The organism is Streptomyces sp. SYP-A7185, assembly GCF_046103685.1.
Lineage (GTDB): Bacteria > Actinomycetota > Actinomycetes > Streptomycetales > Streptomycetaceae > Streptomyces.
This window is the reverse complement of record NZ_CP122310.1, coordinates 3,798,759-3,823,537: the sequence shown is the minus strand read 5'-3', so window position 1 is coordinate 3,823,537 and position 24,779 is coordinate 3,798,759. Positions and strand designations below refer to the sequence as shown.

At 69.2% G+C, this 24,779-nt stretch carries 21 protein-coding genes and 1 tRNA gene; 3 read left to right on the top strand and 19 right to left on the bottom strand.

What is annotated here, in order from left to right; translation table 11 throughout:
- Positions 1-79 precede the first annotated feature (79 nt).
- From QBL25_RS16705 to QBL25_RS16690, 4 genes are all read right to left on the bottom strand, one after another.
- Positions 80-1,501 (bottom strand): GH1 family beta-glucosidase, encoded by a 1,422-nt coding sequence (locus QBL25_RS16705; protein WP_409057834.1) that lies wholly within the window; start codon positions 1,499-1,501, stop codon positions 80-82.
- 140 nt (positions 1,502-1,641) lie between these two features.
- Positions 1,642-2,589, bottom strand: coding sequence for a carbohydrate ABC transporter permease (locus QBL25_RS16700; protein WP_409057833.1), 948 nt, complete (start codon positions 2,587-2,589; stop codon positions 1,642-1,644).
- Positions 2,586-3,590: a carbohydrate ABC transporter permease gene (locus QBL25_RS16695; RefSeq protein ID WP_409057832.1), complete on the bottom strand. Its 1,005-nt coding sequence runs from the start codon at positions 3,588-3,590 to the stop codon at positions 2,586-2,588. Before QBL25_RS16695 ends, QBL25_RS16700 begins: the two co-directional genes overlap by 4 nt.
- Before the next feature lie 5 nt (positions 3,591-3,595).
- Positions 3,596-4,909, bottom strand: coding sequence for an ABC transporter substrate-binding protein (locus tag QBL25_RS16690; RefSeq protein ID WP_409057831.1), 1,314 nt, complete (start codon positions 4,907-4,909; stop codon positions 3,596-3,598).
- 325 nt (positions 4,910-5,234) lie between these two features.
- Here QBL25_RS16690 and QBL25_RS16685 point away from each other — a divergent pair, with 325 nt between their 5' ends.
- A complete protein-coding gene (locus QBL25_RS16685; protein WP_409057830.1) occupies positions 5,235-6,290 on the top strand; it encodes a LacI family DNA-binding transcriptional regulator in 1,056 nt (351 codons plus the stop codon).
- Between the two features lie 253 nt (positions 6,291-6,543).
- Here QBL25_RS16685 and QBL25_RS16680 read toward each other — a convergent pair whose 3' ends face one another.
- The 6 genes from QBL25_RS16680 to QBL25_RS16655 form a co-directional block, all read right to left on the bottom strand.
- Positions 6,544-6,810, bottom strand: coding sequence for a hypothetical protein (locus tag QBL25_RS16680; protein WP_409057829.1), 267 nt, complete (start codon positions 6,808-6,810; stop codon positions 6,544-6,546).
- 30 nt (positions 6,811-6,840) lie between these two features.
- On the bottom strand, positions 6,841-7,809 hold the full coding sequence (locus QBL25_RS16675; protein WP_409057828.1) for a hypothetical protein: 969 nt from the start codon (positions 7,807-7,809) through the stop codon (positions 6,841-6,843).
- Positions 7,810-8,130: 321 nt separating this feature from the next.
- A tRNA-His gene (locus QBL25_RS16670) sits at positions 8,131-8,203 on the bottom strand.
- 111 nt (positions 8,204-8,314) lie between these two features.
- Entirely contained in the window at positions 8,315-8,917 is a 603-nt protein-coding gene (gene orn, locus QBL25_RS16665; RefSeq protein ID WP_409057827.1) for an oligoribonuclease, read from the bottom strand.
- A gap of 10 nt (positions 8,918-8,927) precedes the next feature.
- Positions 8,928-10,166, bottom strand: a complete 1,239-nt coding sequence (locus QBL25_RS16660; RefSeq protein ID WP_409057826.1) for a helix-turn-helix domain-containing protein — start codon at positions 10,164-10,166, stop codon at positions 8,928-8,930.
- Between the two features lie 438 nt (positions 10,167-10,604).
- Positions 10,605-10,910, bottom strand: coding sequence for a hypothetical protein (locus QBL25_RS16655; RefSeq protein ID WP_409057825.1), 306 nt, complete (start codon positions 10,908-10,910; stop codon positions 10,605-10,607).
- A 530-nt stretch (positions 10,911-11,440) separates the two neighbouring features.
- On the opposite strand from QBL25_RS16655, the gene QBL25_RS16650 reads away from it, so the two are divergent.
- A complete protein-coding gene (locus QBL25_RS16650; RefSeq protein WP_409057824.1) occupies positions 11,441-11,965 on the top strand; it encodes a universal stress protein in 525 nt (174 codons plus the stop codon).
- A 300-nt stretch (positions 11,966-12,265) separates the two neighbouring features.
- Here QBL25_RS16650 and glmS read toward each other — a convergent pair whose 3' ends face one another.
- The 3 genes from glmS to QBL25_RS16635 all read right to left on the bottom strand — a co-directional run bounded on the left by glmS (position 12,266) and on the right by QBL25_RS16635 (position 15,362).
- On the bottom strand, positions 12,266-14,083 hold the full coding sequence (glmS, locus tag QBL25_RS16645; RefSeq protein ID WP_409057823.1) for a glutamine--fructose-6-phosphate transaminase (isomerizing): 1,818 nt from the start codon (positions 14,081-14,083) through the stop codon (positions 12,266-12,268).
- A gap of 10 nt (positions 14,084-14,093) precedes the next feature.
- Positions 14,094-14,351 (bottom strand): hypothetical protein, encoded by a 258-nt coding sequence (locus QBL25_RS16640; RefSeq protein ID WP_409057822.1) that lies wholly within the window; start codon positions 14,349-14,351, stop codon positions 14,094-14,096.
- A gap of 120 nt (positions 14,352-14,471) precedes the next feature.
- A complete protein-coding gene (locus QBL25_RS16635) occupies positions 14,472-15,362 on the bottom strand; it encodes a DUF4429 domain-containing protein (RefSeq protein ID WP_409057821.1) in 891 nt (296 codons plus the stop codon).
- A 129-nt stretch (positions 15,363-15,491) separates the two neighbouring features.
- On the opposite strand from QBL25_RS16635, the gene QBL25_RS16630 reads away from it, so the two are divergent.
- The gene (locus QBL25_RS16630) at positions 15,492-17,114 is read left to right on the top strand and encodes a beta-N-acetylhexosaminidase (protein ID WP_409057820.1); all 1,623 of its coding nucleotides are present in this window, start codon (positions 15,492-15,494) and stop codon (positions 17,112-17,114) included.
- Between the two features lie 71 nt (positions 17,115-17,185).
- Here the strand turns inward: QBL25_RS16630 and QBL25_RS16625 are convergent, their stop codons facing one another.
- From QBL25_RS16625 to QBL25_RS16600, 6 genes are all read right to left on the bottom strand, one after another.
- Positions 17,186-18,952: an IucA/IucC family protein gene (locus QBL25_RS16625; RefSeq protein ID WP_409057819.1), complete on the bottom strand. Its 1,767-nt coding sequence runs from the start codon at positions 18,950-18,952 to the stop codon at positions 17,186-17,188.
- The gene (locus QBL25_RS16620) at positions 18,949-19,500 is read right to left on the bottom strand and encodes a GNAT family N-acetyltransferase (RefSeq protein WP_409057818.1); all 552 of its coding nucleotides are present in this window, start codon (positions 19,498-19,500) and stop codon (positions 18,949-18,951) included. The genes QBL25_RS16625 and QBL25_RS16620 overlap by 4 nt, the downstream gene beginning before the upstream one ends.
- Positions 19,497-20,750 carry a lysine N(6)-hydroxylase/L-ornithine N(5)-oxygenase family protein gene (locus QBL25_RS16615; RefSeq protein ID WP_409057817.1) on the bottom strand — a complete coding sequence of 418 codons (1,254 nt, stop codon included), beginning with the start codon at positions 20,748-20,750 and terminating at the stop codon, positions 19,497-19,499. Before QBL25_RS16615 ends, QBL25_RS16620 begins: the two co-directional genes overlap by 4 nt.
- 22 nt (positions 20,751-20,772) lie before the next feature.
- Positions 20,773-22,221, bottom strand: a complete 1,449-nt coding sequence (locus QBL25_RS16610) for a pyridoxal phosphate-dependent decarboxylase family protein (RefSeq protein ID WP_409057816.1) — start codon at positions 22,219-22,221, stop codon at positions 20,773-20,775.
- Between the two features lie 166 nt (positions 22,222-22,387).
- Positions 22,388-23,425 (bottom strand): ABC transporter substrate-binding protein, encoded by a 1,038-nt coding sequence (locus QBL25_RS16605; protein ID WP_409057815.1) that lies wholly within the window; start codon positions 23,423-23,425, stop codon positions 22,388-22,390.
- Positions 23,426-23,621: 196 nt separating this feature from the next.
- Positions 23,622-24,776 carry an acyl-CoA dehydrogenase family protein gene (locus QBL25_RS16600; protein WP_409057814.1) on the bottom strand — a complete coding sequence of 385 codons (1,155 nt, stop codon included), beginning with the start codon at positions 24,774-24,776 and terminating at the stop codon, positions 23,622-23,624.
- Positions 24,777-24,779 lie beyond the last annotated feature (3 nt).

The window sequence follows — 24,779 nt, the reverse complement described above, 5'->3', positions numbered from 1 at the left end:
GCGTTAAGTGGCATATGGGCAACCTAAGGAGCCGAGAGGCTTGCTGCCACTCGGCTCCTTGGGCCCCCGCCGCTCCCGGTCAGTCCGCGACGTACTCGTGCGGCAGCTCGCCGGTGGCCGCGATGCCCGCGTACCAGTGGGCGCTGGACTTGGGGGTGCGGGCCTGGGTCTCGTAGTCGACGTACACCGCGCCGAAGCGCTTGCTGTAGCCGTACGACCATTCGAAGTTGTCCATCAGGGACCAGAGGTAGTAGCCGCGGACGTCGGCGCCGTCCGCGATGGCCCGGCGGACGGCGGCCAGGTGGCCGTGCAGATAGGCGATGCGCTCCGGGTCGTGGACACGGCCGTCCGGGTCGGGCTTGTCGTCGTAGGCCGCGCCGTTCTCGGTGACGTACAGCGGGAGGCCCGGCGCCTCCCGGGTGTAGCGCATGATCAGGTCGTGCAGCCCCGTCGGGTCGATGGTCCAGCCCATCTCCGTGCGGTCACCCGGCGTCTGGTGGAAGGCCACGTCGTCCGAGCCGGGCCACGGGGAGTGGTCGCTGGCCCCGTGGCCGTCGTTGCGCGCGTTGGCGGGGTCGTCCTGCGCGGCCGACACCAGGGCGGGCGTGTAGTAGTTCAGGCCGAGCGCGTCCAGCGGCTGGTGGGCGGCGGTCAGGTCGCCGTCCTGCACGAAGGACCAGTCGGTGATCCGGGCCGTGTCCTCGATCAGGTCCGCGGGGTAGGCGCCGTGCAGCATCGGGCCGTGGAAGATGCCGTTGGCGAGGTTGTCGATGCGGCGGCGGGCGTCCTGGTCCGCGGGGCTGTCCGAGACCGCCCTGACCACCGAGGAGTTGAGGCTGACGGCCACCTTGGCGCGGGCCGGCAGGGCGGCGCGCAGCGCCTGCGTGCCCAGGCCGTGCGCGAGGTTGAGGTGGTGCGCGGCCTGGAGCGCGGCGGCCGGGTCGGTGCGGCCCGGGGCGTGCACCCCGGAGCCGTAGCCCAGGAAGGCGCTGCACCACGGTTCGTTGAGCGTGATCCACGACTCGACGCGGTCGCCGAGCGCCTCGGCGACGAAGCCCGCGTACTCGGCGAACCGGTGAGCGGTCTCGCGCGCCGGCCAGCCGCCCGCGTCCTCCAGGTCCTGCGGCAGGTCCCAGTGGTAGAGGGTCAGGGCGGGCTTGATGCCCTTGGCGAGCAGCTCGTCGACGAGCCGCCGGTAGAAGTCGAGTCCGCGCTGGACGGCGGGGCCGCGCCCGGTGGGCTGCACCCGCGACCAGGAGACGGAGAAGCGGTAGGCGTTCAGACCGAGGTCCGCCATGAGCGCCACGTCGTCGCGGTAGCGGTGGTAGTGCTCCACGGCGACATCACCGGTGTCACCGCCGGCCGTCCTGCCGGGCGTGTGGCTGAAGGTGTCCCAGATGGAGGGGGTGCGGCCGTCCTCACGTACGGCGCCCTCGATCTGGTACGCGGACGTGGCGGCCCCCCAGAGGAAGTCGGCCGGAAAGGTAAGGGGTTCGGGCATGGAAGCGCTCCCATGGAAAGGTCGGGAAAGACGTCGGAGAAAGTCGGGGAGATCGGGGGTGGGTCACCAGGGCCGAGGCGGCGGCTCGACCCTGGCGGGAGAGGCGGCGGCAGCGGCAGGTGCGGCGGCCGGAGCGGACCTCAGCCCTTGACGGCGCCCTGCATGATGCCGCTCACGATCTGCTTGCCGAAGAGGATGAACGCGAACAGCAGCGGCAGCGTGCCGAGCAGCGCGCCCGCCATGATCACCGCACGGTCCGGGATGTAGCCCGTGCCCAGGGAGTTGAGCGCCACCTGCACGGTGGGGTTCGACTGGTTGAGCGCGATGATCGGCCAGAGGAAGTCGTTCCACGCCATGACGAACGTCAGCAGACCGAGCACCGCCATCGCGGGCCTGGCCGCCGGGAACACCACGTGCCAGATGATCCGCAGGCTGCTCGCCCCGTCCATCCGCGCCGCCTCGATCAGCTCGCTCGGCAGCGCCTGGATCAGGAACTGCCGCATGAAGAACACCCCGAAGGCGCTCACGAACGTCGGCAGGATCACCGCCTGGAGCTGATTGGTCCACTGGAGGTCGGCGACCCACAGATAGAGCGGTACGACGCTCAGCTGCGGCGGCACCATCATCGTGCCGATCGTCAGGAGGAGCAGCAGATTGCTGAACTTGAACTTCAGCTTGGCGAAGGCGAATCCGGCGATCGTGGAGAACAGGACCGTGCCGATGGTGATGCTGCCCGCCACGATCGTGGTGTTGAGCATCGCGTCGCCCAGGCTCGCTTCTGTCCAGGCCCGCTCCAGGTTCTTGAAGAGGTTCCCGCCGAACCACAGGGGCGGCGGGGTCTGGGCGAGCCGTCCGCTGGTCCGCGAGGCCGCGATCGCCGTCCAGATCAGCGGGGCGAGCGAGACGGCCGTGAACAGGGTGAGCACGACGTAGGTCACGGGACCGGCGTGCATCGTGCGCCCGGCCTTCAGGCCCAGCGGGCGGCCCGCCTTCGGCCCCGGGACGCGCTCGGTCTTCGGGCTCGTGATGACGTCGGCCGGCGCGTCCGTGGCGAGGTCGGTCGTCGGGCCCGTGGTGCGGGACTTCATTGGGCCTTCCTCAGACGTCGGGCGATCAGCAGATTGACCGCGGCGATGAGCAGCAGGATCACGAGCATCAGCCAGGCGACCGCCGAGGCACGCCCCAGATGGCCGTTGATCCAGCCCTGGTCGTACAGATACAGGCCCAGCGTCTGGAACTGGTGGTCGGCGCCGCCCTTGGACCCGGCCGTGCCGCCGAACAGCAGCGGCTCGCCGAAGAGCTGGGTGGCCCCGATGGTCGAGACGACCACCGTGAACAGGATCGTCGGACGCAGCATCGGGATCGTCACGTGCCGGAACTGCTGCCAGCGCGAGGCGCCGTCCAGCGACGCCGACTCGTACAGGTCGTGCGGCACGGCCTGCATCGCCGCCAGATAGATCAGCGCGTTGTAGCCGGTCCACCGCCAGATGACGATCGACGACACCGCGAACTGCGAACCCCAGGACGACTCGCGCCAGTTGATCGGGTCGATGCCGATGGACCCGGCCAGCCAGTTCACCATGCCGCCGTCCCACGCGAAGAGCAGCGTGAAGACCAGCGAGGCGCTCGCCACCGACGTGGCGTACGGCGCGAGCATCGCGACCCGCCACAGGGTGGAGCCGCGCAGCTTGTAGTTGAGCAGGTGCGCGATGCCGAGGGCTATGGCGAGCTGGGGGACGGTGGAGATGACACCGATGGTGAAGGTGTTGCCGAGGGCGTTCCAGAAGTAGTCGCTCTGCAACAGGTTGGTGTAGTTCTCCAGGCCCAGCCAGGTGCTGTCGTCGAGGTTGGTCAGCTCCAGGCGGTGCAGCGAGGCCCAGCCGGTGTAGAGGAGCGGGAAGAGCCCGAAGGCACCGAAGAAGAGGAAGAACGGGGCGACGAAGACGTACGGCGACGCCTTTATGTCCCAGCGGTACAGGCGACTGCGCCACGAGGACGTGGGGGAACCCTTGCGGGCCCCGGACGCGGCCGGGGCCGCGTCCCCCTGCTCGGGGGACGCGGTCTCGGCGTACTCAGTGGTCTCGGACATGCGCGTCACTGTCCCAGAACATCCTTGATCTCCTTCTGCGCGGCTTCCCAGCCCTCAGCCGGAGACTTGCCCTGTTGCTCCACCTGGAGCACGCCGATGTCCGTGATGGACTGGCCGATCTGGGCGTCCTTCAGGCCGTAGATCGCCGAGGGGGTGTTCTTCGCGATGTCGGCGAAGATCTCCGTGATGGGCGCGTCGTTGAAGTACGCCTTGGTGGCGGGCGAGGGCTTCAGCGTGTCGTACGCCGACGGGGTGGACGGGAAGCTGGCCTGCTTGGCGAAGACCTTCGCGAGCTGCTCGGGCTGGGTCAGCCAGACGGCGAGCTCGGTCGCCTCCTTCTTGTGCTTGCCCGCGCTCGGCACGCCCAGGAACGTTCCTCCCCAGTTGCCGTCGGTGGGCGCCTTGGCCATGTCCCACTGGCCCTTGCCCTCGGGGCCCGTCTTCTCCTGGATGTAGCCGGCCATCCACGCGGGGCAGGCCACGGTGGCGAACTTGGCGTTGGCGAAGCCCTGGTCCCACGTCGGGTCGAACTGCTTGAGCTTGGAGGACATGTCGCCCTGCGCGACCTTCATCGCCGCGTCCCAGGCGTCCTTGCGGCCCTGGCTATCCTCGTAGATCTCCTTGCCGCTCTTGTCGTAGTACCGCTCGGTGGCACCGGCGAAGACGGCGTTGTAGACACTGGAGGCGGAGTCCACGAACTTGGTGCCCTTGGGCGCCTTCTTCATGTACTTCTCGCCGACCGCGACGTACTTGTCCCAGTCGCCCGACCACTCCTCGGCGAGCTTCTCGCGGTCGGTGGGCAGACCGGCCTTCTTGAAGAGGTCCTTGCGGTAGCACAGCGCCGTCGGGCCGATGTCGACGCCGAGGCCGATCGTCTTGCCGTCGTCGGTCGTGGCCTGCTTCCACTTCCAGTCGAGGTACGTGGACTTGTCCACGCCCTCGGCCTTGCTCAGGTCCTCGAACTTGGCGCCCTGGGTCTTGACGACCTCGGTGATGTTGCTGACCTCGATGGCCGCGACGTCGTTGACGCCGGCGCCGGACTGGAGCTGGGTCAGAAGCTTCGGGTAATAGGCGTCGTTCCGCTCGATGACGTTTTCTTTGATCTTGATGTTCGGGTGCGACTTCTCGTACTCGTCGTAGAGCCCGGCCTGCTTGAGGCCCAGCACGCCGAACGTGCCCACGTTGAGCGTGACCTTGCCGTCGCCGCCCTCCGAACCGCTCTCGTCGTCGCTGGAACAACCGGCCAGCAGGCTCGTGGCCAGCGCGGTCACGGCCGCGAAGGCCACCAGTCGTCCGGACCGGCGGGAACTCGTGCGCATTGCGTCCTCCTGTTGCCTGACGTGCCGACCCCCCGGCCAACTGCACTGCTTGCCCCGTTGCTTGACTCTTCGGCTCGGGCGGGGAACGTGCGGGATGTGTACGTGTCAGGTAGTGTGGGAGCGCTCCCACAAGTGATGAGTTGAAGAGTCGTGGCTGGGGGCGGGGGTGTCAAGGGACCGGACAGAGAGATCTGTCTTCAGTTATCGGGCTGTTACGCGGACCGTCCTGAAGCCGCTCGCGCGTTCGGCCCCTCCGCCCGGCGATGATCAGGCTGTTACATTCCTCTACATTCCTCGCCGGGGGAAGTGCGACGGGAGGCGGACAATGGCAGCTCACGGTGCGCGTGGCCGCGGTGGCGGTCGACCGACCCTGGAGGAGGTCGCCGCGCGGGCGGGAGTGGGTCGCGGGACGGTCTCCCGGGTCATCAACGGTTCGCCGCGGGTGAGCGAGGCGACCAGGACGGCGGTCGAGGCCGCGGTCGCGGAGCTGGGTTACGTCCCGAACACGGCGGCCCGCGCGCTCGCCGCCAACCGCACCGACGCCATCGCCCTGGTCGTGCCCGAGCCCGAGACCCGCTTCTTCGCCGAGCCGTACTTCTCCGACGTCCTGCGCGGGGTCGGGGCGGAGCTCGGCGAGACGGAGATGCAGCTGCTGCTGATCTTCGCGGGGAACGACCGCAGGCGTCAGCGCCTGGCCCAGTACCTCGCGGCCCACCGCGTCGACGGCGTCCTGCTGGTCTCGGTCCACGCCGACGACCCGCTGCCCGACCTGCTCGCCCAGCTGGAGATCCCCGCGGTGATCAGCGGCCGCCGCTCGGCCGACGAGGCGCTGCCCTCGGTGGACTCCGACAACTTCGCGGGCGCCCGCTCCGCGGTGGAGCACCTCCTGGCCCGCGGACGCACGCGGATAGCCACCATCACCGGCCGCCTGGACGTGTACGGCGCCCAGCGCCGCCTGGACGGTTACCGCGCCGCCCTGTCGGACGCGGGCCGCCCCGTGGACGAAGGGCTCATCGCCCCCGGTGACTTCACGGAGGAGGGTGGCCGCCGGGCGATGACCGAGCTGCTCGCGGCCTGTCCCGCGGTGGACGCGGTGTTCGCCGGTTCGGACGTGATGGCGGCGGGCGCCCGGCAGGTCCTGCGCGAGGCCGGCCGCCGGATACCCGACGACGTGGCGCTGGTCGGCTTCGACGACTCGGCGATCGCCCGCCACATGGACCCGCCGCTGACCAGCGTGCGCCAGCCGATCGAGGAGATGGGCCGCGCGATGATCGACCTGCTGCTCGCCGAGATCGCGGACGACCGCCCGGCATCGGCCCGCCGCCTGGAACACCGCCAGTTGGTGCTGCCCACGGAGCTGGTGGAGCGGGCGTCGTCCTGAGGGGCGAGTGCCCCACCCGGAGCAAGACCGGCGCCAGGCCCGGACGCAAGGCGGGCCGCCGGCGCGGGAGGCGACCGACGACCCGTGCGCCCCGGGGGCCCGTACCGACACGGGCCTCCCGAGGCGTCACCCGCACTGTGCACCGCAGCGCACCCGGGCAGGAAGGGTGTGCGCGGGTCCGTCACGGGGGCGATGTGCACGCCCCGTGTGAGGAGCCTCCGCGTTCAGGCCCCGTGTGAGGGAGCCTCCGCCGTCAGCCCCGTGATCCGGCGCGGCCCCGCAGGGCGTGCGTGCCGGTCATGGTCGCGGCCAGCCAGAAGCATCCGCCGGACACGGCCGTCCAGGCCGGTGCGCCGAAGGCCAGGCCGAGGACGCACACGAGGGCACCGGCGCCGACCCCGGCGGCGATGGCCGTCGTGTCACGCCAGGCGGGCATCACGGGCCGCCCCGCGACCATGGCGATCCCCGCCGCCAGGAGCACCATGAGGGCCCCGCTGTAGATGAGCCACGTGCTGCTCAAGACCGTTCTCCACTCCTTCGTGTCGTTTTGTTACTTGCAGTATCCGCCGGAGTACTGACCGGGGATGAAGATCCCGGCCGCGAACTTGATCTTGATGCACTTCTTGGCGTTCTTCGCTTTGACGGCCGTGGTCGTGATGACCGCCGCGTGCGCGCCCCAGTAGATGTTCAGACCCGGCGGCAGGAAGCCCGAAACGACCCCCGACAGAGCGCCGTTGTCGGCGATCTTCCGGGTCTCGCTCTTGTTGAAGTACGCGGTGCCCGTCACGATCCCCCAGGTCACCTTGGGGTCGGCGACCACCGGGAACGCGGTGTCGGCGTCGGTCTCGACGGTCTGGACGAGGTCGTCGCCGTCCAGCCGGTAACGGGTGGGCACGTCGCGGCCGTCGGCGTCCTTGGCCCACGGGGCGTCGATGGCCCCGACGGGGACGTGGACGCCCTCGCCGCTCACGCGGTTGATCTCGAAGCCGCCTTGCCCGTCCTCGGTGATCCCCGTGCCCTGGGGGAGGTCGAGCCGGAAGCGGTGGGTCGCGGCGGCCCGGTCGTCCTTGAGCGTGACCAGGGTGCGGGCGCCCCCGTCCGTGGTCGGCTGTACGGCGATGTCCGTGGCCGCCGCGGCGTCGCGGTAGACCACCGTGCCCGCGCCGGCCTTGACGCCCTGGACGCCCTTGGCGCCGGGCAGCGTGAGGCCGAACGAAGTCCCGTCGCCGGTGGCGGCGTTGAGGGTGCCGGTCGCCTTGTCCGGCGCGGTGATGGTGACGTCGCCGCCCTCGGTGGTGGTGACGGCTCTGGCAGGTGAGCCGGGGCCCGCGGTGGAGGAGGCGATGTCTTCGGTTCCGGTCGCCTTCTCCACGACGGCGGCGGCGTGGCCCGCGTCCCCCGGACGCGGGTCGGTGGCGGCATGGGCCGGGATCGCGCAGGCGACGAGCGCGGTGCCTGCGGTGAGGGACACGGCGGCGGTGGTGAGCCTGCCGTGGCGGCGGTGGGTGCTGGTGTGCACGCGCCGTACTCCTTTGAACGTTCATTCTGGTCAAGATCAACACCATCACGTCCAGACCAGGACATCTATGGCGCAGGTCACAAATTCAGCCCTGATGTAGCTGAATTCATTGGCGAAATCGCTATTTGATCATTTGATCTCAGGTGAGTAACGCGTGGAACCTAAGGTTCAACGGGAGCGTCAGGGGGTCTGCAAGGGGCCCGCAGCGGGCCCGCGCGCGAGGAGGGCCGGCAGGCGAAGAAGCCGCGCGCCACGAAGAAGAAGCCGGGCAACACGAAGAGGGCCCGATCCGCTTTCGCGGATCGGGCCCTCTTCGATCAGGGTGAGTGACGGGACTTGAACCCGCGGCCACCTGGACCACAACCAGGTGCTCTACCAACTGAGCTACACCCACCATGTCCGGTTGGTTTTTGTTCTTCCGACCGGCCGAGAAAAAGTGTACAGGGTCCGAAGGGGTGCTCGCGCACGCGTTTTCCGGACCCCGTACAGAGGGGTTCCGCGGAGGCTACTCCGCAGGCAGCACGTACTTCGCCGCGATGGTCTTCGCCGTGTCCGAGTCGGGGCCGGGCTGCGGCACGAAGATCGCCTCGCGGTAGTAGCGCAGCTCGGCGATGGACTCGCGGATGTCCGCGAGTGCCCGGTGGTTGCCGTTCTTGTCCGGGCTGTTGAAGTACGCCCGGGGGTACCACCGCCGGGCCAGTTCCTTGATCGAGGAGACGTCGACGATGCGGTAGTGGAGGAACTCCTCCAGCGTCCCCATGTCACGGAGCAGGAAACCCCGGTCGGTGCCGACCGAGTTCCCGCACAGCGGAGCCTTGCGCGGCTCCTTGACGTGCTCACGTACGTACGCCAGGACCTGCTCCTCGGCGTCGGCCAGCGTCGTGCCTCCGGCCAGTTCGTCGAGGAGCCCCGAGGCGGTGTGCATTTTGCGCACCACCTCGGGCATGGTCTCCAGCGCCGCGTCCGGCGGGCGGATCACGATGTCCACACCTTCGCCGAGCACGTTCAGTTCCGAGTCGGTGACCAGTGCGGCCACCTCGATAAGTGCGTCATCCGTCAGCGAGAGCCCGGTCATCTCGCAGTCGATCCACACCATGCGATCGTTCATGCGTCTTACCCTACGGCGCACTCCTCTGGCCGGGCAGTGGCGGACGTCCTGACGCGTACATATCCGAGTGCGGCTTCCCCGGGTCCGCGGACAGCGAAGCCGACGGGCCGAGCGCGCTCGCGGCCGCCGTGCGCCGCGTCTGCGACGGCACGGGACCACTGCCCTCCGCGTTCACCGTCGCCGTGGCGGGCACGGACGCCGCGGATTCCAGCAGTGCCCGCTCACCCCCCTGCGGCCTGCGGGCGCGGTAAGCGGCCCGGTAGGCGGCGGGCGACGAGCCCAGCTGGCGCCGGAAGTGGCCGCGCAGGGCCACGGGCGAGCGGAAGCCGCAGCGGCCCGCGACCTCGTCGACGGAGTAGTCGGAGGTCTCGAGCAGCCGCTGCGCCTGGAGCACGCGCTGCGTGATCAGCCACTGCAAGGGAGCGCTTCCGGTGAGCGAGCGGAACCTGCGGTCGAAGGTCCGCCTGCTCATGTAGGCGCGCGCGGCCAGCGTCTCCACGTCGAACTGCTCGTGGAGATGCTCCAGGGCCCAGGCGACGACCTCGGCGAGCGGGTCGGCGCCGATCTCCTCGGGTAAAGACCTGTCGAGATAGCGCTCCTGGCCGCCGGCCCTGCGGGGCGGCACGACGAGCCTGCGCGCGAGCGCGCCCGCCGCTTCGTTGCCATGATCCGTGCGCACGATGTGCAGGCACAGATCAATTCCGGCCGCCGTGCCCGCGCTGGTGAGCACGTCCCCGTCGTCGACGAAGAGCTCACGCGGATCCACGTGGACGGACGGATACCGCTTGGCCAGCGTCGGCGCGTACATCCAGTGCGTGGTCGCCGGACGGCCGTCGAGCAGGCCGGCCGCGGCGAGCACGAACGCTCCGGTGCACAGCCCCACGATGCGGGCACCCTCCTCGTGCGCGCGGCGCAGCGCGTCGAGTGCCTCCGGCGGCGGCGGCGATGTGATCGACCGCCAGGCCGGCACCACCACGGTCCCCGCGCGCCCTATGGCCTCCAGGCCATGTGGCGCGGTGAGTTCGAGCCCCCCGGTCGTACGCAGCGGACCCTCTTCACCGGCGCAGACCAGCAACCGGTACCGGGGGACCCCGGCGTCCTGCCGGTCGATCCCGAACACGGAGAGCGGTATGGAACTCTCGAAGATGGGGCCACCGCTGAACAGCAGCACCGCGACAATCTCCCTGCGGCGGCGTCCGGAAAGCTTCCGCGACGCGGCTTCTTGCACGGCAGTGGAGTCGTGGCTCATGGTGCTAAGCCCCCCTCGGTCGTCGCTGCTCCCTGGTCTTGGCGTGCTCTGTCTCTGCGTGTCCTGTGTTCTCGGCGCTCTTGGCGTTCCTGTCGGACCTGTCGCTCCTGCACGTTTCCCCTCGGTCCTCCACCAGTCCCCCGCCGTAATACAGTCATGATCGAATCTACTGCGTCCCGTACTGCCGGGGTGACCAGTTAAGGACCCGGCACTATGTCGACATGGCAACTTGGCGTGAAGCAGTCGATCACGAAGCGTTGCACTCACGGGCGTTGCTGGGAAGTGCGCCTCCGCGCCGTGGCCGGTCCCCGTAGGGTTCAGACGCCTTCCGCATGCCTTTCAGCCCTGGTGGGACCGGGGTTGAGTACCCCTTCGGCCAAGGAATGCATGGCCATAGGAAGTTGGCTGAAAAGTTATGGGTGGGTGCGCGTGAATCGGTCAGTCCACCGGCGCAGACCCACCAGCATGCCGACCGCCCCTGTGCGCCCCCGCGCCCGCCCGCCCGTGCCGCCCCCGGGACGCCCGGCTCTGCTCCTCGACCAGCCGCGCCGCGCCCCGCTCCGACTGCCGCAGCAGGAGCCGGCAGACCCCCGTCACGGCCACCAGGCCGAGGGCCGAGCCCGCGGCTCCCGCCAGCGAGGTCCCGTACCCCACGAGGACGACGGGAACCAGGACGCAGCTGAACGCGGCCCAGCGCACGACGTCGCTCGCCGAGTCCTGCGCCGGAGCGGGCGCCGTCTCCATGGCGCGTGGGGCCGGGACCCCGCCGCGCGGGCGCTCGCGCGCCCCCTCCGGTGGGCGTCGGCGGCTCTGCGTCGTGACTCGTGAGGACGTCGTGACTTGTGAGGACACGGACGGCGGTCCAGGCACGGCGGGCTCCCTGTGGCAGTGGGGTACCGAAGTTCAACGCGTGGTCGCGCGCCCGGTCACTGGCGCGAAACGGGGGCCACGCGGGTGGGTGCGCAAACCGCCTGTACGGGGCAGCAACCATTGCCATACGGGCGTCGCTCGTGCATGCTCCGGTGAACGCCGTGAGGCTCCCGCAGGGCCGTCAGCAAGCTCTGGGCAGGAGAGGAGTGTCGCCGTACCCTGGGGGGTATGGGGTTGGGAAGATGATTCCCGGACACAGCTCCGGTGGTCACCGCCCCTCCGCATCCCGCTTCACCCCGCTCCACCCTGCTTGATCTCCCCACTGAGCCGTACGCCCCGAACAGAGCCGAACAGAGCCGAACAGAGCCGACCCTCCCACAGAGGACTCCTTCGCCGAGACACCCATGGCCGGTCACGAATTCTCCGAACCAGCGGACCGCAAGCGGCAGGTCGCCGATCCCACGACGACCCCCCAGGCGGCGGAACAACCACGTCATTCCTGCGATCCGGCCTTCCGGCACGGAGTGGTCGTCGGCTTCGACGGCTCGACCTCCAGCGAGCGCGCCCTCTCGTACGCGATCGGGATGGCCCATCGCTCCGGCTCAGGTCTGATCATCGTGCACGTCGCGAACCGGCTTCCCACCACCGTGTGGGCGGGCTGCGAGCCCCCGGTCTTCGTCGACGTCCCCGACCACCGCACCGAAGTGCTCGGCCTTGAGCTGGCGTGCGCGGACTACCTCTCCGAAGTGCCCTGGATCCTGGTCGAGCGCGGCGGCGACATCTGCCACGAACTCGAAGAGGTCGGCCGGGAGTACTCCGCGGACGCGATCGTCGTCGGATCGACGCACGGGATCGTGGGGCGCATCTTCGGCTCGGTCGCGGGCCGGCTCGCGCGCCGCGCGCAACGGCCCGTGGTGGTCATTCCGTAACGGCCCTTCGTCCCAGGTGGGACGAGGGTGGCGCGGCGTCAACTTCCTTTGTGTGTAGATAAATCTACTCGTGCGTAGAGGTGGGTTGTGCCCTTGTGAAGGGTACGTACAAGGGGCATGACCCCCTGCCCGACCGGGGAGTGACGGCCACGGGCTGAGGCAGGCGCGGGTCGGGGGAATGGGCGCCCCCGGCCCTTGAAGAACGACCCCTCGCACGCTCGGTGGCACGCGCGAGGGGTCGTTCACGTTCGTCCGCGTTCAGGGGCCCGCAGGCACATCCGGGAACGCGCGGGCGGGGATCTACTCCACCGTGACCGACTTGGCCAGGTTGCGCGGCTTGTCGATGTCCCGGCCGAGCGCCAGCGCCGTGTGGTACGCGAGGAGCTGGAGCGGGATGCCCATCAGGATCGGGTCCAGCTCGTTCTCGTTCTTCGGGACCAGGATGGTCTGGTCGGCCTTCTCCTGCTCCTGGTGCGCGACCGCGAGGATCTTGCCGCTGCGGGCCTTGATCTCCTCCAGGGCGGCGCGGTTTTTCTCCAGGAGGTCGTCGTTCGGGACGATGGCGACCGTGGGGAGCGCCGGCTCGATGAGCGCGAGCGGACCGTGCTTGAGCTCGGAGGCGGGGTAGGCCTCGGCGTGGATGTACGAGACCTCCTTGAGCTTCAGGGAGGCCTCGCGGGCCACGGGGTAGCCGCGCACGCGCCCGATGAAGAGCATCGAGCGGGCCTCCGCGTACCCCTTCGCGATCTTCTTGATCTCGTCCTCCTGCTTGAGGATCTCCGAGATCTGGCCGGGCAGCTTGCGCAGCCCCTCGATGATCCGCTTGCCGTCGGAGACCGACAGGTCGCGGATGCGGCCCAGGTGCAGTGCGAGCAGGCCGAAGGCCACCGTGGTGTTGGTGAAGCACTTGGTCGAGACGACGCAGACCTCGGGGCCCGCGTGGACGTACACGCCCGCGTCGGCCTCACGGGCGATCGCGGAGCCGACCACGTTCACGACGCCGAGGACGCGGGCGCCCTTGCGCTTCAGCTCCTGGACGGCGGCGAGCACGTCGTACGTCTCGCCGGACTGCGATACGGCGATGTAGAGGGTGTCGGGGTCCACCACCGGGTTGCGGTAGCGGAACTCGCTCGCCGGCTCCGCGTCCGCGGGGATGCGGGCCAGCTCCTCGATCATCTGGGCGCCGATCATGCCCGCGTGGTACGAGGTGCCGCAGCCGAGGATCTTGACGCGGCGCACCTTGCGGGCGTCGTGCGCGTCGAGGTTCAGGCCGCCGAGGTGCACGGTGGAGAAGCGGTCGTCGATGCGGCCGCGCAGGACGCGGTCCACCGCGTCGGGCTGCTCGAAGATCTCCTTGTGCATGTACGTGTCGTGGCCGCCCATGTCGTACGACTCGGCCTCCCACTCCACGGTGGTCGGCGAGGCGGTCGTGCGCGAGCCCTCGGTCGTGTAGGTGCGGTAGTCGTCGGCCTTGATGGTGGCCATCTCGCCGTCGTCGAGGGTGACGACCTGGCGGGTGTGCGAGACGAGCGCGGCGACGTCCGAGGCGACGAACATCTCCTTCTCGCCGATGCCGAGGACCACGGGGGAGCCGTTGCGGGCGACCACGATGCGGTCGTTGAAGTCGGCGTGCAGGACGGCGATGCCGTACGTGCCCTCGACGTGGCGCAGGGCCTCGCGGACCTTGTCCTCCAGCTTGTCCGCCTGGGCACGGGAGATGAGGTGGGTGAGGACCTCGGTGTCCGTCTCGGAGAGGAACTCGACGCCGTCGGCGGTGAGCTTGGCGCGCAGCTCGGAGGCGTTGTCGATGATGCCGTTGTGGACGACGGCGACCTTGTCGTCGCCCGACATGTGCGGGTGGGCGTTCTCGTCGGAGGGGGCGCCGTGGGTGGCCCAGCGGGTGTGGGCGATGCCGGTGGTGCCCTTGAAGCGGGCGGGCACCTTGGCCTCCAGGTCGCGGACGCGGCCCTTCGCCTTGACCATCTTCAGGCCGGTGGCCTTGGGACCGGTGATGACGACGCCCGCGGAGTCGTACCCGCGGTACTCCAGGCGCTGGAGGCCTTCGAGGAGGAGGGGGGCCACGTCACGCTTGCCGATATAACCGACGATTCCGCACATAGAAGGTGTCCTAGCCGTAGATGATGCGGCGCACCTGCCGGAGCGTGAGCTCGGGCGGCGCGACCGCGCGGTATTCGAGGTCCGCCGAGATCTGCTGGAAGATCGCCGCGTTCAGCAGGCCCTGACCCTGAAGTTCGCGGTGGCGGCGACGGACGAACGCTTCGGTCGTCTCGTCGAAGTAGGCGAGCACGTCCTGGATGACCCGCAGCGCTTCGCCCCGCTGGAGCGGGGTGCTGCGGGTCAGGTGATCCACCAGGTCGTCGTGCATCCGTTGATCCTGAAGGAAGAGGACCCCCGGTGCAACATTCCTGCCCGATATCGGGCAGGGTCGCGTCGAAAACCGGCCCCGATGGCGGATCGGGGGCGGATCGGAGGCGGATCGGGGGCGCTACATCCGCTTCAGCACGGCCTGCTTGGCGAGCGAGAACTCCTCGTCCGTGAGTATCCCGGACTGGTGCAGCTCGCCCAGTTCCCGCAGCCGCCGCAGCAGCGCGTCATGATCGTCCTCGGCGGGTGCGGACGGCGCGGGCACGGACTTCGCCAGGGCGGGAGCCGCCTTTGCGGGCTCCGCCGCGGCCGCCGCCGGATGAGGCAACCGCACCTGCACGGCCGCCGCCACCAGCGCCATCAGCGGGTCCTTCTTGAAGCCCCAGAGCTCGACGGCGTTCGGGTCGTACTTCGGCGGGGCCTTCGTCGGCGCGTGCCGCACGCTGAAGCGGAGGTAGCCGTTCTCCAGGCCCACCGCGGGCTGCCACTCCACGGCCGCGACCTCCGAGAGGGACAGCGTGCGCGTGCCGACCGCGGACTTCGCCTCCTCCGTCTTCCAGTTCCACTCCAGCCGGATCTGCTCGCCGTCGAAGCTCACCGTGCCGTCACCCGCCGACACCGACAGAGGCACCGCGGGACCCGGCAGCAGATAGCTCTCGCAGGGGGCGGTGGGCACCTGCTCGATCAGGAGGGCGTTGCGGACCTCGTCCACCACGTACTCCGCGACCCCGTAGCGGTCGGAGTCCACCGCCAGCTGGTACGGATCGGCGGCGTCCCCGAGCTTGCCACCGGCGGCCTGGAGCAAGGGGTCGGCGCCGTCCCGCAGCCGCAGCCGCAGGCGCCCCGACTTCTTGCCCTGTTCGAAGGCGATGCCCGCCAACGCGCCCAGCGGCACGGCCAGTTCTCCCAGCGACTTGCGCAGCAGAGACACGTTCTTGTCGCGTCCCGGCACAAGGCGCAGCGTCTCTCCGTCGAAGGTCCAGGTCCCGTCGCGCTGGATGATTTCCGCCATGGGACGATTCTTCCATCGGAGGCCGGTGGAAGTGGTCTACACCCTTGACCCGCCACGGGGTGCGAGGGTCCCATGGTGAGCGTTCGATTGCGATGCACCACAGTGACGGCCCGTCGAAGGGACCCGCTCGTGAGACAGCACCTCAGATCGACCCGCTTGTTCGGCTCGCTGCTGCTCGTCGCCGCGGCCGGCTTCTCGTCCGTGGGCGCCGTGCCCGGTGGCGCCGGTGGCGCGCAGGAGGCGGCCACGGCCACCACCCCGACCCCGCTCGGCCGCGTCATCCCGGCCCCCGCGTCCGCCGTCCCGGGCGGATCCCCGTACGAGATCGACGCCAAGACCCGCATCCGTGTCGACGACTCGCGGGACGTGCGCGCGATCGGTGGCCATCTCGCCGGCATCCTGCGCCCCTCCACCGGCTTCCCCCTGAAGGTCACCGACGACGCGGGCCGTGACGGCATCCGGCTGCGCCTTGACCGCAAGGACACGTCCCTGGGGAACGAGGGATACCGCCTGGAGTCCGGGCGCGGCTCCATCACCATCACCGCCCGCAAGCCCGCCGGGCTCTTCTACGGCGTCCAGACGCTGCGCCAGCAGCTGCCCGCCGCCGCCGAGAAGAAGACCAGGCAGAAGGGCCCCTGGCTCGTCGCGGGCGGCACCATCAAGGACACGCCGCGCTACGAGCACCGCGGCGCGATGCTCGACGTGTCGCGGCACTTCTTCTCGGTCGACAAGGTCAAGCGCTACATCGACCAGATGTCGCTCTACAAGGTGAACAAGCTGCACCTGCACCTGAGCGACGACCAGGGCTGGCGCATCGCCGTCGACTCCTGGCCCCGGCTCGCCACGTACGGCGGCTCCACGCAGGTCGGCGGCGGCCAGGGCGGCTACTACACGAAGGCCCAGTACAAGGACATCGTCGCGTACGCCGCGGCACGGCAGCTCGAGGTGATCCCCGAGATCGACATGCCGGGCCACACGAACGCGGCCCTCGCCTCGTACGCCGAGCTGAACTGCGACGGCGTGGCGCCCCCGCTCTACACCGGCATCGAGGTCGGCTTCAGCTCGCTGTGCGTCAAGAAGGACGTCACGTACGACTTCGTGGACGACGTGATCCGTGAGATCGCGGCCCTGACGCCCGGCAAGTACCTCCACATCGGCGGCGACGAGGCGCACTCCACCAGTCACGAGGACTACGTGGAGTTCATGAACAAGGTCCAGCCGGTCGTCGCCAAGTACGGCAAGACCGTCGTCGGCTGGCACCAGCTGACCGGCGCCACGCCCGTCAAGGGCGCCCTCGCGCAGTACTGGGGCTACGACGCCACCGGCGCCGCCGAGCGCGAGCAGGTCGTGAACGCGGCGAAGAAGGGCACCCGGCTGATCCTCTCGCCGGCCGACCGCTCCTACCTCGACATGAAGTACGACAAGGACACCCCGCTCGGTCTGTCCTGGGCGGGTTACGTGTCGGTGCAGCGCAGCTACGACTGGAACCCCGGCACGTATCTCGCGGGCGCGCCCGCCGACTCGATCAAGGGCGTCGAGGCGGAGCTGTGGTCGGAGACGCTCTCGACCTCCGCGCACATCGAGTACATGGCGTTCCCGCGGCTGCCCGGCATCGCCGAGCTCGGCTGGTCGCCCGCGTCGACGCACGACTGGAACGCGTACAAGGGGCGGCTCGCCGAGCAAGGGCCGCGCTGGGACGCGCTCGGCATCGGGTACTACAAGTCACCCGAGGTGCCCTGGCCCTCGCGGTAACCCTGTGAACACGTGAGAGTGGGGCTCCGGGGGACCGTCCCCGGAGCCCCACTCGGCTGTTGGACGGTCGGCTACGCGATCGGGTTCTTCAGCGTCCCGACCAGCTGGAGCGCGCCCGCCGGGTCGGCGAGGTCCACCATCTGCTCGTTGTCCCGCAGCTGGAGCCGGTTCAGGCAGGAGCGCGCGAACTCCGGGGCGAACATGTCGTACTGCTTGAACTTGTCGGCCAGCTGCGGCGTCGCCTCCTGATACGCCGTCACACACTCGGCGACGGCGTCCCAGAACGTCTCCTCGTCCACCAGGCCGTCGGAGACGAGGTTCGCGGACAGGAAGCGGAAGAAGCAGTCGAAGACGTCGGTGAAGATCGACAGGAGCTTCTGGTCGTCGGGGACCTCGACCCGCAGGCGCTCGACCGCGGGCGGAAGGACCGCGTCCGGGTCCATGACCGCAATCTCCTCGGCGATGTCCTTGAAGATCGCCCGCTGTACGGCGCCGTCCTTCAGGACCAGGATGACGTTCTCGCCGTGCGGCATGTACACGAGGTCGTACATGTAGAAGCTGTGCAGGAGCGGCGTCAGATAGGCGTGCAGATAGCCGCGCAGCCACTCGGCCGGGGTGAGGCCCGAGCGCTCGATGAGGGCGCCCGCGAAGGACGCGCCCTCCCGGTCGGTGTGCAGCAGCGAGGCCATCGTGGCCAGCTGCTCGCCCGGTGCCAGCGACGGCACGGGGCTCTCGCGCCACAGGGCCGCGAGCATTTTGCGGTACGGGGAGTAGCGGTCGGTCGCGGCCTCGTACTCCAGGTGGCGGTAGCCGACGGCCGCGCGCTCGCGGATGATCGTGAGGCCGGTCGACTTCAGGGTCTCGTCGCCGTCGATGAGGCCCGCGAGCCAGTCGTTGATCGCCGGGGTCGCCTCCATGTACGCGGCGGAGAGTCCGCGCATGAAGCCCATGTTGATGACCGACAGGGCCGTTTTGACGTAGTGCTTGGCCGGGTCGCTGGTGTTGAAGAAGGTACGGATCGACTGCTGGGCGAGGTACTCGTCCGCGCCCTCGCCCAGGCAGACCAGGTTCCGCTGGGCGACCTCGGCCGCGAAGGTCACCGAGAGCTTGTTCCACCACTGCCAGGGGTGCGCCGGGATCAGGAGGTAGTCCTGGGGGTCCAGGCCCTGGTCGCGGAGTTTCCGGTCGAAGCGGTCCAGGGTCTCCTGGCCCAGCTCGGCCCGGAAGAAGGACTCGTCATCGATGCCCGCGCCCGCGGTGAACGCGGCCCGCTCCTTGCTCGCCGCCAGCCACACCAGGCGTACGGGGCTCGCGGTCTCGGGGGCGTACGAGAGGTACTCGTGCACGCCGAAGCCGAGCCGGCCGTTGTTGGCGACGAAGCAGGGGTGGCCCTCGGTCATGCCCGTCTCGATCTCCTGGAAGCCGGAGCGGGAGAGCTCGGCGGCCGGGATCGCGGGCTTGGTGAGTTTGTAGCAGGTGCCGGAGAGGGTGGAGGAGATCTCCTCCAGGTAGACCGGCAGGATCTCGTCGCTCAGGCCGAGGGCCGTGCGCAGCTCGACGAAGAAGTCGAGTGCGTTGAGCGGGAGTTCGGTGCCGTCGCGGTGGCGGGATATCGAGTCGGCGTCGACCTGCCAGTGGTCCAGCCGCAGCCGTTTGGCGGTGAAGCGGTAGCGGGTCAGGGCGTCGTCGCTGCGGATGACGTAGGTGTCCTGGCCCAGGGGCTCCGGGGTGAAGAGCCGCTCGTGGGAGAACTCGGCGATGGCCTTGCGGATGAGGAGGCGGTTGGCCTGCTCCCAGCGCTCGGGGTTCAGGTGGGCGGTGGCGTCGGACAGGGTCATGTCGCCGATCCCCTTTCGCGTACTGCTTCTTCGAACTGAGCGCGGGTGCAGAAGCTCAGCAGAGCCTTCTTCTCCGGCTTCTGGATGACTTCGGCCGGGCGGAACCCGACGGCTTCGTTGAGGGCGTGCACGGCCGTGTTGTCGACGTCGGGTTCGACGACCACGCGCCGGGTCGCCGGGTCGGCGAAGAGCGTCTCCATGACCTTGGTGATCACGTCCCGGGTGAAGCCGGGGATGCGGACGTCGGAGGGCGCGGTCAAGAAGTGCATGCCCACGTCGCCGGGTTCGGGTTCGTAGAGCCCGACCAGTTCGACGTGTCTGGGGTCGTAGCGCTCCATCAGGAAGGCGGGGACGCCTCGGTGCAGGCCGATGAACGCGTCGTGGTGCTCGTGGGCGGCGATCGCCATGTACTCGCGCTCGACGTCCGGCAGCGTGGCGTCCTGCATCATCCAGAACGAGGCCTTGGGGTGGGTGACCCAGCCGTGCAGGAGCTCGGCGTCCTTCAGGGGGTCCAGGGGGCGGAGGCTCAGCTCCGGGGTGGTGGTCATACGGCGAACTCCTGGAACGCGATGGACTTCTCGACGGGGTAGTACTCGGCGCCGAGCAGCTCACCGATGATGTACGCGTTGCGGTACGGGCCCATGCCCAGGTCCGGGCTGGTGAGCGAGTGGGCGTGCACGGCGCCGTTCTGGAGGAAGATGCCGCGGCCCGTGGTGTCGATCGAGTAGTTGCGGGCGACCTCGAAGCGGCCCCGGCCGTCCCAGCGGATCCGGTCGCGCACGGGCTCCAGGAAGTCGGGCGTGACGTACTGGTAGCCGGTGGCCAGGATCAGGCCCTCGGAGGTCAGCTCGAAGTCCTTGCCCTGCTCGTCCTGGCGCAGGCCGAGGGTGTAGGTGCCGTCTTCGTGACGGGCGCTCTGGAGCGAGGAGTTGGTGAGCAGCCGCGTCGGGACCGGGCCGCCGAGGTTCTTCTGGTAGAGGAGATCGAATATCTCGTTGATCAGGTCGCCGTCGATGCCCTTGAAGAGCGTCTTCTGCTGGTCCTGGAGGCGGTAGCGGGTCGCTTCCGGCAGCTCGTGGAAGTAGTCGACGTACTCCGGGGAGGTCATCTCCAGCGTCAGCTTGGTGTACTCCAGCGGGAAGAAGCGCGGGGAGCGCGTCACCCAGTTGAGCCGGTAGCCGTGGACGTCGATCTCGCTCAGGAGGTCGTAGTAGATCTCGGCGGCGGACTGGCCGCTGCCGACGAGCGTGATCGACTCCTTGCGCTGGAGCTCCTGCTTGGACTGGAGGTAGCGGGAGTTGTGGATGAAGTCCCCGCCGAGGTCCGCGCACGACTCGGGGATGTGCGGCGGGGTGCCGGTGCCGAGGACGAGGTGGCGGGCGCGGAAGGTGTCACCGGTGCTGGTGTGGACGACGTACAGCTCGTCCGCGTACGTCACCTCGGTGACCGTCGTGCTGAAGCGGACCGAGGAGAGTTTCGCGGCGGCCCAGCGGCAGTAGTCGTTGTACTCGGTGCGCAGGGGATAGAAGTTCTCGCGGATGTAGAAGGAGTACAGCCGCCCCGCTTCCTTCAGGTAGTTGAGGAAGGAGTAGGGGGACGTGGGGTCCGCGAGGGTGACGAGGTCCGACATGAACGGGGTCTGGAGGTGGGCGCCCTCCAGGAACATGCCCGAGTGCCACTCGAAGTCCGGCTTGGACTCCAGGAACAGGCCGCTGAGCTCGTCGATGGGTTCGGTCAGACAGGCGAGGCCGAGGTTGAAGGGGCCGAGGCCGATGCCGATGAAGTCCAGGGGTTCCATCGGTTCCAGTGGCTCGCGGCGATCAGGAAGCGCGGTCAAGGGTCTCTCCCAGGTACTGCTCGGCGTGGCCGGCGATCAGATCGAGGACGGCCGTCATGTCGGCGACGGTGGTCTCGGGGTTGAGCAGGGTGAACTTGAGGTACTGGCGTTCGCCGACCTTGGTGCCCGCGACGACGGCGTCACCGGAGGCGAACAGCGCCTTGCGGGCGTAGAGGTTGGCGCGGTCGATCGCGGACGGGTCGCAGATCGATTCCGGGATGTAGCGGAAGACGAGCGTGGAGAGCTGCGGCCGCACGACGACGTCGTAGCGGGGGTCGGCGGCGAGCAGTTCCCAGCCTTCGCCCGCCAGGTCGCAGACGGAGTCGAAGAGTTCGCCGATGGCGTCGGCGCCCATCACGCGCAGGGTCATCCACAGCTTCAGGGCGTCGAAGCGGCGCGTGGTCTGGAGGGACTTGTCGACCTGGTTGGGGATGCGCTCCTGCACCATGCGGCGCGGGTTGAGGTACTCCGCGTGGTACGTGGCGTGGCTCAGCGTCGACCGGTCCCGCACCAGGACGGCGGAGGAACTCACCGGCTGGAAGAAGGACTTGTGGTAGTCGACGGTCACAGAGTCGGCGCGGTCGATGCCGTCGATGCGGTCGCGGTTCTTGCGCGAGGCGAGCAGACCGCAGCCGTACGCCGCGTCGACGTGCATCCAGGTGGTGAACTGCCCGCAGAGTTCGGCGATCTCGGGGAGCGGGTCGATGGAGCCGAAGTCGGTGGTGCCCGCCGTGGCGACGACCGCCATGGGGATGAGGCCGCTGTCGCGGCAGCGCTCCAGCTCGCGGGCGAGTGCCACGGTCTGCATGCGCTTGTCGTGATCGGTGGGGATGACGATCACGGCGTCCTCGCCGAGGCCGAGCAGGGTCGCGGCCTTCTGGATGCTGAAGTGGCCGACCTCGGAGGCGAAGATGCGCAGTTTGTCGGCGGGCTCGCCCGCTTTGGCCGCTTCCTCGCGGGCGAGCAGCATCGCCTGGAGGTTGGACTGGGAGCCGCCGCTGGTGAACACGCCGTCGGCGGCCGGGCCGAGCCCGATGCGTCCGGCGGTCCAGTCGATGAGACGGCGTTCGATCAGTGTGCCGCCGGCGGACTGATCCCACGTGTCGAGGGAAGAGTTGACCGCGGAGAGCACCGCTTCGCCGAGCACGGCCGGTATGACCACCGGGCAGTTGAGGTGGGCGAGGTAGCGCGGGTGGTGGAAGTACACGGCGTCGCGCAGGTAGAGCTCGTCGAGCTCGTCCAGGGCGGCGATGGTGTCGTGCAGGGGCTCGTCCAGGTCGACGGCCTCGATGCGGGGCGCGAGTTCGTCGACGGAGATGCCGGTGAAAGGGCGGGAGGTGGTGGCGATTCTGGCCGCCACCCGCTCGACTCCTTCGGTCACGGAGCTTCGGTAACGCTCCGCGGTGGTGTCGTTGAGCAGGTGCGAGCGCATGAACTTCCTCTGGGTGAGGGGACTTGGGGGAAGTGAGGTAAGCCTAACCTAACTCCCCTGTGGGTTAAACCCAGGGGGTCACATCCGTCACGGGGAGCCAGAAAAACGGAACAGCCCTCTCCGGAATGCGGAGAGGGCTGCCGTCGGGCGCGGGGGTCTGCCGGTGTCAGCTGACCTTCTTGGCCTTCTCGATCGCGTCGGCGAGGTCCTCGAGGATCGGGGCGCACTTGTCGTACGAGTAGATGGGCTCGGTGACGCGGGGGATGACCTGGCCGGCCTTGACCGCGGGCAGCTTCGCCCAGGTCGGCTTCTCGATGTCGGCGGGCTGGATGGTGGCCGTGCGGTTGTCCATCATGATGATGTCCGCGGCGTGCTTGTTGACGTTCTCCCAGCTCAGGTTCTCGAACCAGCCGCCGCTCGCCTTCTTGGCGCCCTCGGACGGCTCGACGAAGTTCACGCCGAGGGACTTGAAGTACTCCAGGTCCGCGGAGAGGTTCGTGCCGGAGACGTAGAAGATGTCCTGGCTCGCGGAGCCGACGAGGACCTTGATGTCCTTGTTCGCCTTGGCGACCTTGCGCAGCCGCTCGGCGGCGGCCTCGAAGCGCTTCTTCGCCTTGACGACCTTCTCGGCCTTCACGTCCGCGCCGAGCGACTCGGCGAGCGCGAGGAGGCGCTGGAGGGGCTGGGTCATCTGGCGGTCGTAGACGCTGATGCCGACGCTCGGGGCGAGCTTGAGGATCTTGTCCTTGCTGTCCTCGGGGACGGACCACAGGGTGCCCGCGGTGTCGAACATCGTGGAGACGAGGAGGTCGGGGGCGAGGCCCGCGTACTTCTCGATGTTGAACTTGCCCCATTCGTTGCCCAGGATCGTCACCTTGCTGACGTCCATGTCGCCGGCCTGGACATCGGCCTTGCCGTCCTTGGTCTTCGTCGGGCCGAAGACGCCCTTGACCTCGATGCCGTAGTCGAACAGGGCGGCGGCGACGCCGGTGAAGGCGACGATGTTCTTCGGGGTGCCCTTGGCCTTGGCGGTCGTGCCGCGGTCGTCCTTGAAGCTCCAGGGGCCGGAGCTGCCGGCGTCCGCCTCGCCCGAGCCGCTCTTCTTCTCGTCACCGCAGGCTGCCAGCAGGGCCGTGAGGCCGAGGGCGCCGCCTGCGGCGAGGATGCCGCGGCGGGAGGGCTGAGGGAAGCGGGCGTGGGACATATGAGGGTCTCTGCTTTCGTGAGGACGGCGGCGCGGCGGGGCCACTGGCCGGAACTAGCGCTTAGGTTAACCTAACCTAAGGCGATGTCCAGTGGCCCCCGGGTGTCCGGTGACGCCCGGCGCCCGGTGATCCCTGGCTTCCAGAGATCACCGGCGTCCAGCGGCTCCGCGGTCGCCTTCCCCGGTGCGGGCGTGGTTATCCCGCGAATCCCAGTTCCCTGGCGATCAGCATGCGCTGCACCTCGCTGGTGCCCTCGCCGATCTCCAGGATCTTGGAGTCCCGCCACATGCGGGCCACCGGATACTCGTTCATGAAGCCGTACCCGCCGTGGATCTGGGTGGCCTCGCGCGCGTTGTCGACGGCGACCGTGGAGGAGTACAGCTTCGCGATCGCCGCCTCCTTCTTGAAGGGCTCCCCGCCGACCAGGCGCGAGGCGGCGTCCCGCCACCCGACGCGGGCCATGTGCGCCCGCGTCTCCATGTCGGCGATCTTGAACTGGATCGCTTGGTTCGCCCCGATCGGCTTGCCGAAGGCGTGCCGCTCCTTGGCGTACTTCACGGACTCGTCCACGCAGCCCTGCGCGAGGCCCGTCGCGAGCGCGGAGATCGCGACCCGGCCCTCGTCCAGGATCCGCAGGAACTGGGCGTACCCGCGGCCCTCTTCGCCCAGGAGGTTCGCCGCCGGCACCCGTACGTCGGCGAAGGACAGCTCGCGGGTGTCCGAGGCGTTCCAGCCCACCTTCGAGTACGGGGCGGCGACCGTGAACCCGGGGGTTCCGGACGGCACGATGATCGAGGAGATGAGCGGACGGCCGTCCGCCTTGCGGCCGGTGACGGCGGTGACCGTGACCAGGCCCGTGATGTCCGTGCCGGAGTTCGTGATGAAGCACTTGGAGCCGTTGATCACCCACTCGTCGCCGTCCCGCACCGCGGTGGTGCGGGTGCCGCCCGCGTCCGAGCCGCCGTCCGGCTCGGTCAGGCCGAAGGCGCCCAGGAGTTCACCGGAGCAGAGCCGGGGCAGCCACTCGCGCTTCTGCTCGTCCGTGCCGAAGAGGTGGATCGGCATGGCGCCGAGCGAGACGCCCGCCTCCAGGGTGATCGCCACCGAGGAGTCGACCCGGGCCAGCTCCTCCAGGGCGATGCCGAGGGCGAGGTAGTCGCCGCCCATGCCGCCGTACTCCTCGGGGAAGGGGAGGCCGAACAGGCCCATGCGGCCCATCTCACGGACGATCTCGTACGGGAACTCGTGGCGTTCGTAGAGGTCGCCGATCTTCGGGGCGACGACCTCGTGCGCGAACTCCTCGACCGTGCGGCGGAGTTCCTCGTGCTCGGGGGACAGACGGTGGTCCATCGT

Coding starts and splice junctions, on each gene's coding strand:
- QBL25_RS16705 (WP_409057834.1), bottom strand. CDS start 1,501: ATGCCCGAACCCCTTACCTTTCCGGCCGACTTCCTCTGGGGGGCCGCC.
- QBL25_RS16700 (WP_409057833.1), bottom strand. CDS start 2,589: ATGAAGTCCCGCACCACGGGCCCGACGACCGACCTCGCCACGGACGCG.
- QBL25_RS16695 (WP_409057832.1), bottom strand. CDS start 3,590: ATGTCCGAGACCACTGAGTACGCCGAGACCGCGTCCCCCGAGCAGGGG.
- QBL25_RS16690 (WP_409057831.1), bottom strand. CDS start 4,909: ATGCGCACGAGTTCCCGCCGGTCCGGACGACTGGTGGCCTTCGCGGCC.
- QBL25_RS16685 (WP_409057830.1), top strand. CDS start 5,235: ATGGCAGCTCACGGTGCGCGTGGCCGCGGTGGCGGTCGACCGACCCTG.
- orn (WP_409057827.1), bottom strand. CDS start 8,917: ATGAACGATCGCATGGTGTGGATCGACTGCGAGATGACCGGGCTCTCG.
- QBL25_RS16660 (WP_409057826.1), bottom strand. CDS start 10,166: ATGAGCCACGACTCCACTGCCGTGCAAGAAGCCGCGTCGCGGAAGCTT.
- QBL25_RS16655 (WP_409057825.1), bottom strand. CDS start 10,910: ATGGAGACGGCGCCCGCTCCGGCGCAGGACTCGGCGAGCGACGTCGTG.
- QBL25_RS16650 (WP_409057824.1), top strand. CDS start 11,441: ATGGCCGGTCACGAATTCTCCGAACCAGCGGACCGCAAGCGGCAGGTC.
- glmS (WP_409057823.1), bottom strand. CDS start 14,083: ATGTGCGGAATCGTCGGTTATATCGGCAAGCGTGACGTGGCCCCCCTC.
- QBL25_RS16640 (WP_409057822.1), bottom strand. CDS start 14,351: ATGCACGACGACCTGGTGGATCACCTGACCCGCAGCACCCCGCTCCAG.
- QBL25_RS16635 (WP_409057821.1), bottom strand. CDS start 15,362: ATGGCGGAAATCATCCAGCGCGACGGGACCTGGACCTTCGACGGAGAG.
- QBL25_RS16625 (WP_409057819.1), bottom strand. CDS start 18,952: ATGACCCTGTCCGACGCCACCGCCCACCTGAACCCCGAGCGCTGGGAG.
- QBL25_RS16620 (WP_409057818.1), bottom strand. CDS start 19,500: ATGACCACCACCCCGGAGCTGAGCCTCCGCCCCCTGGACCCCCTGAAG.
- QBL25_RS16615 (WP_409057817.1), bottom strand. CDS start 20,750: ATGGAACCCCTGGACTTCATCGGCATCGGCCTCGGCCCCTTCAACCTC.
- QBL25_RS16610 (WP_409057816.1), bottom strand. CDS start 22,221: ATGCGCTCGCACCTGCTCAACGACACCACCGCGGAGCGTTACCGAAGC.
- QBL25_RS16605 (WP_409057815.1), bottom strand. CDS start 23,425: ATGTCCCACGCCCGCTTCCCTCAGCCCTCCCGCCGCGGCATCCTCGCC.
- QBL25_RS16600 (WP_409057814.1), bottom strand. CDS start 24,776: ATGGACCACCGTCTGTCCCCCGAGCACGAGGAACTCCGCCGCACGGTC.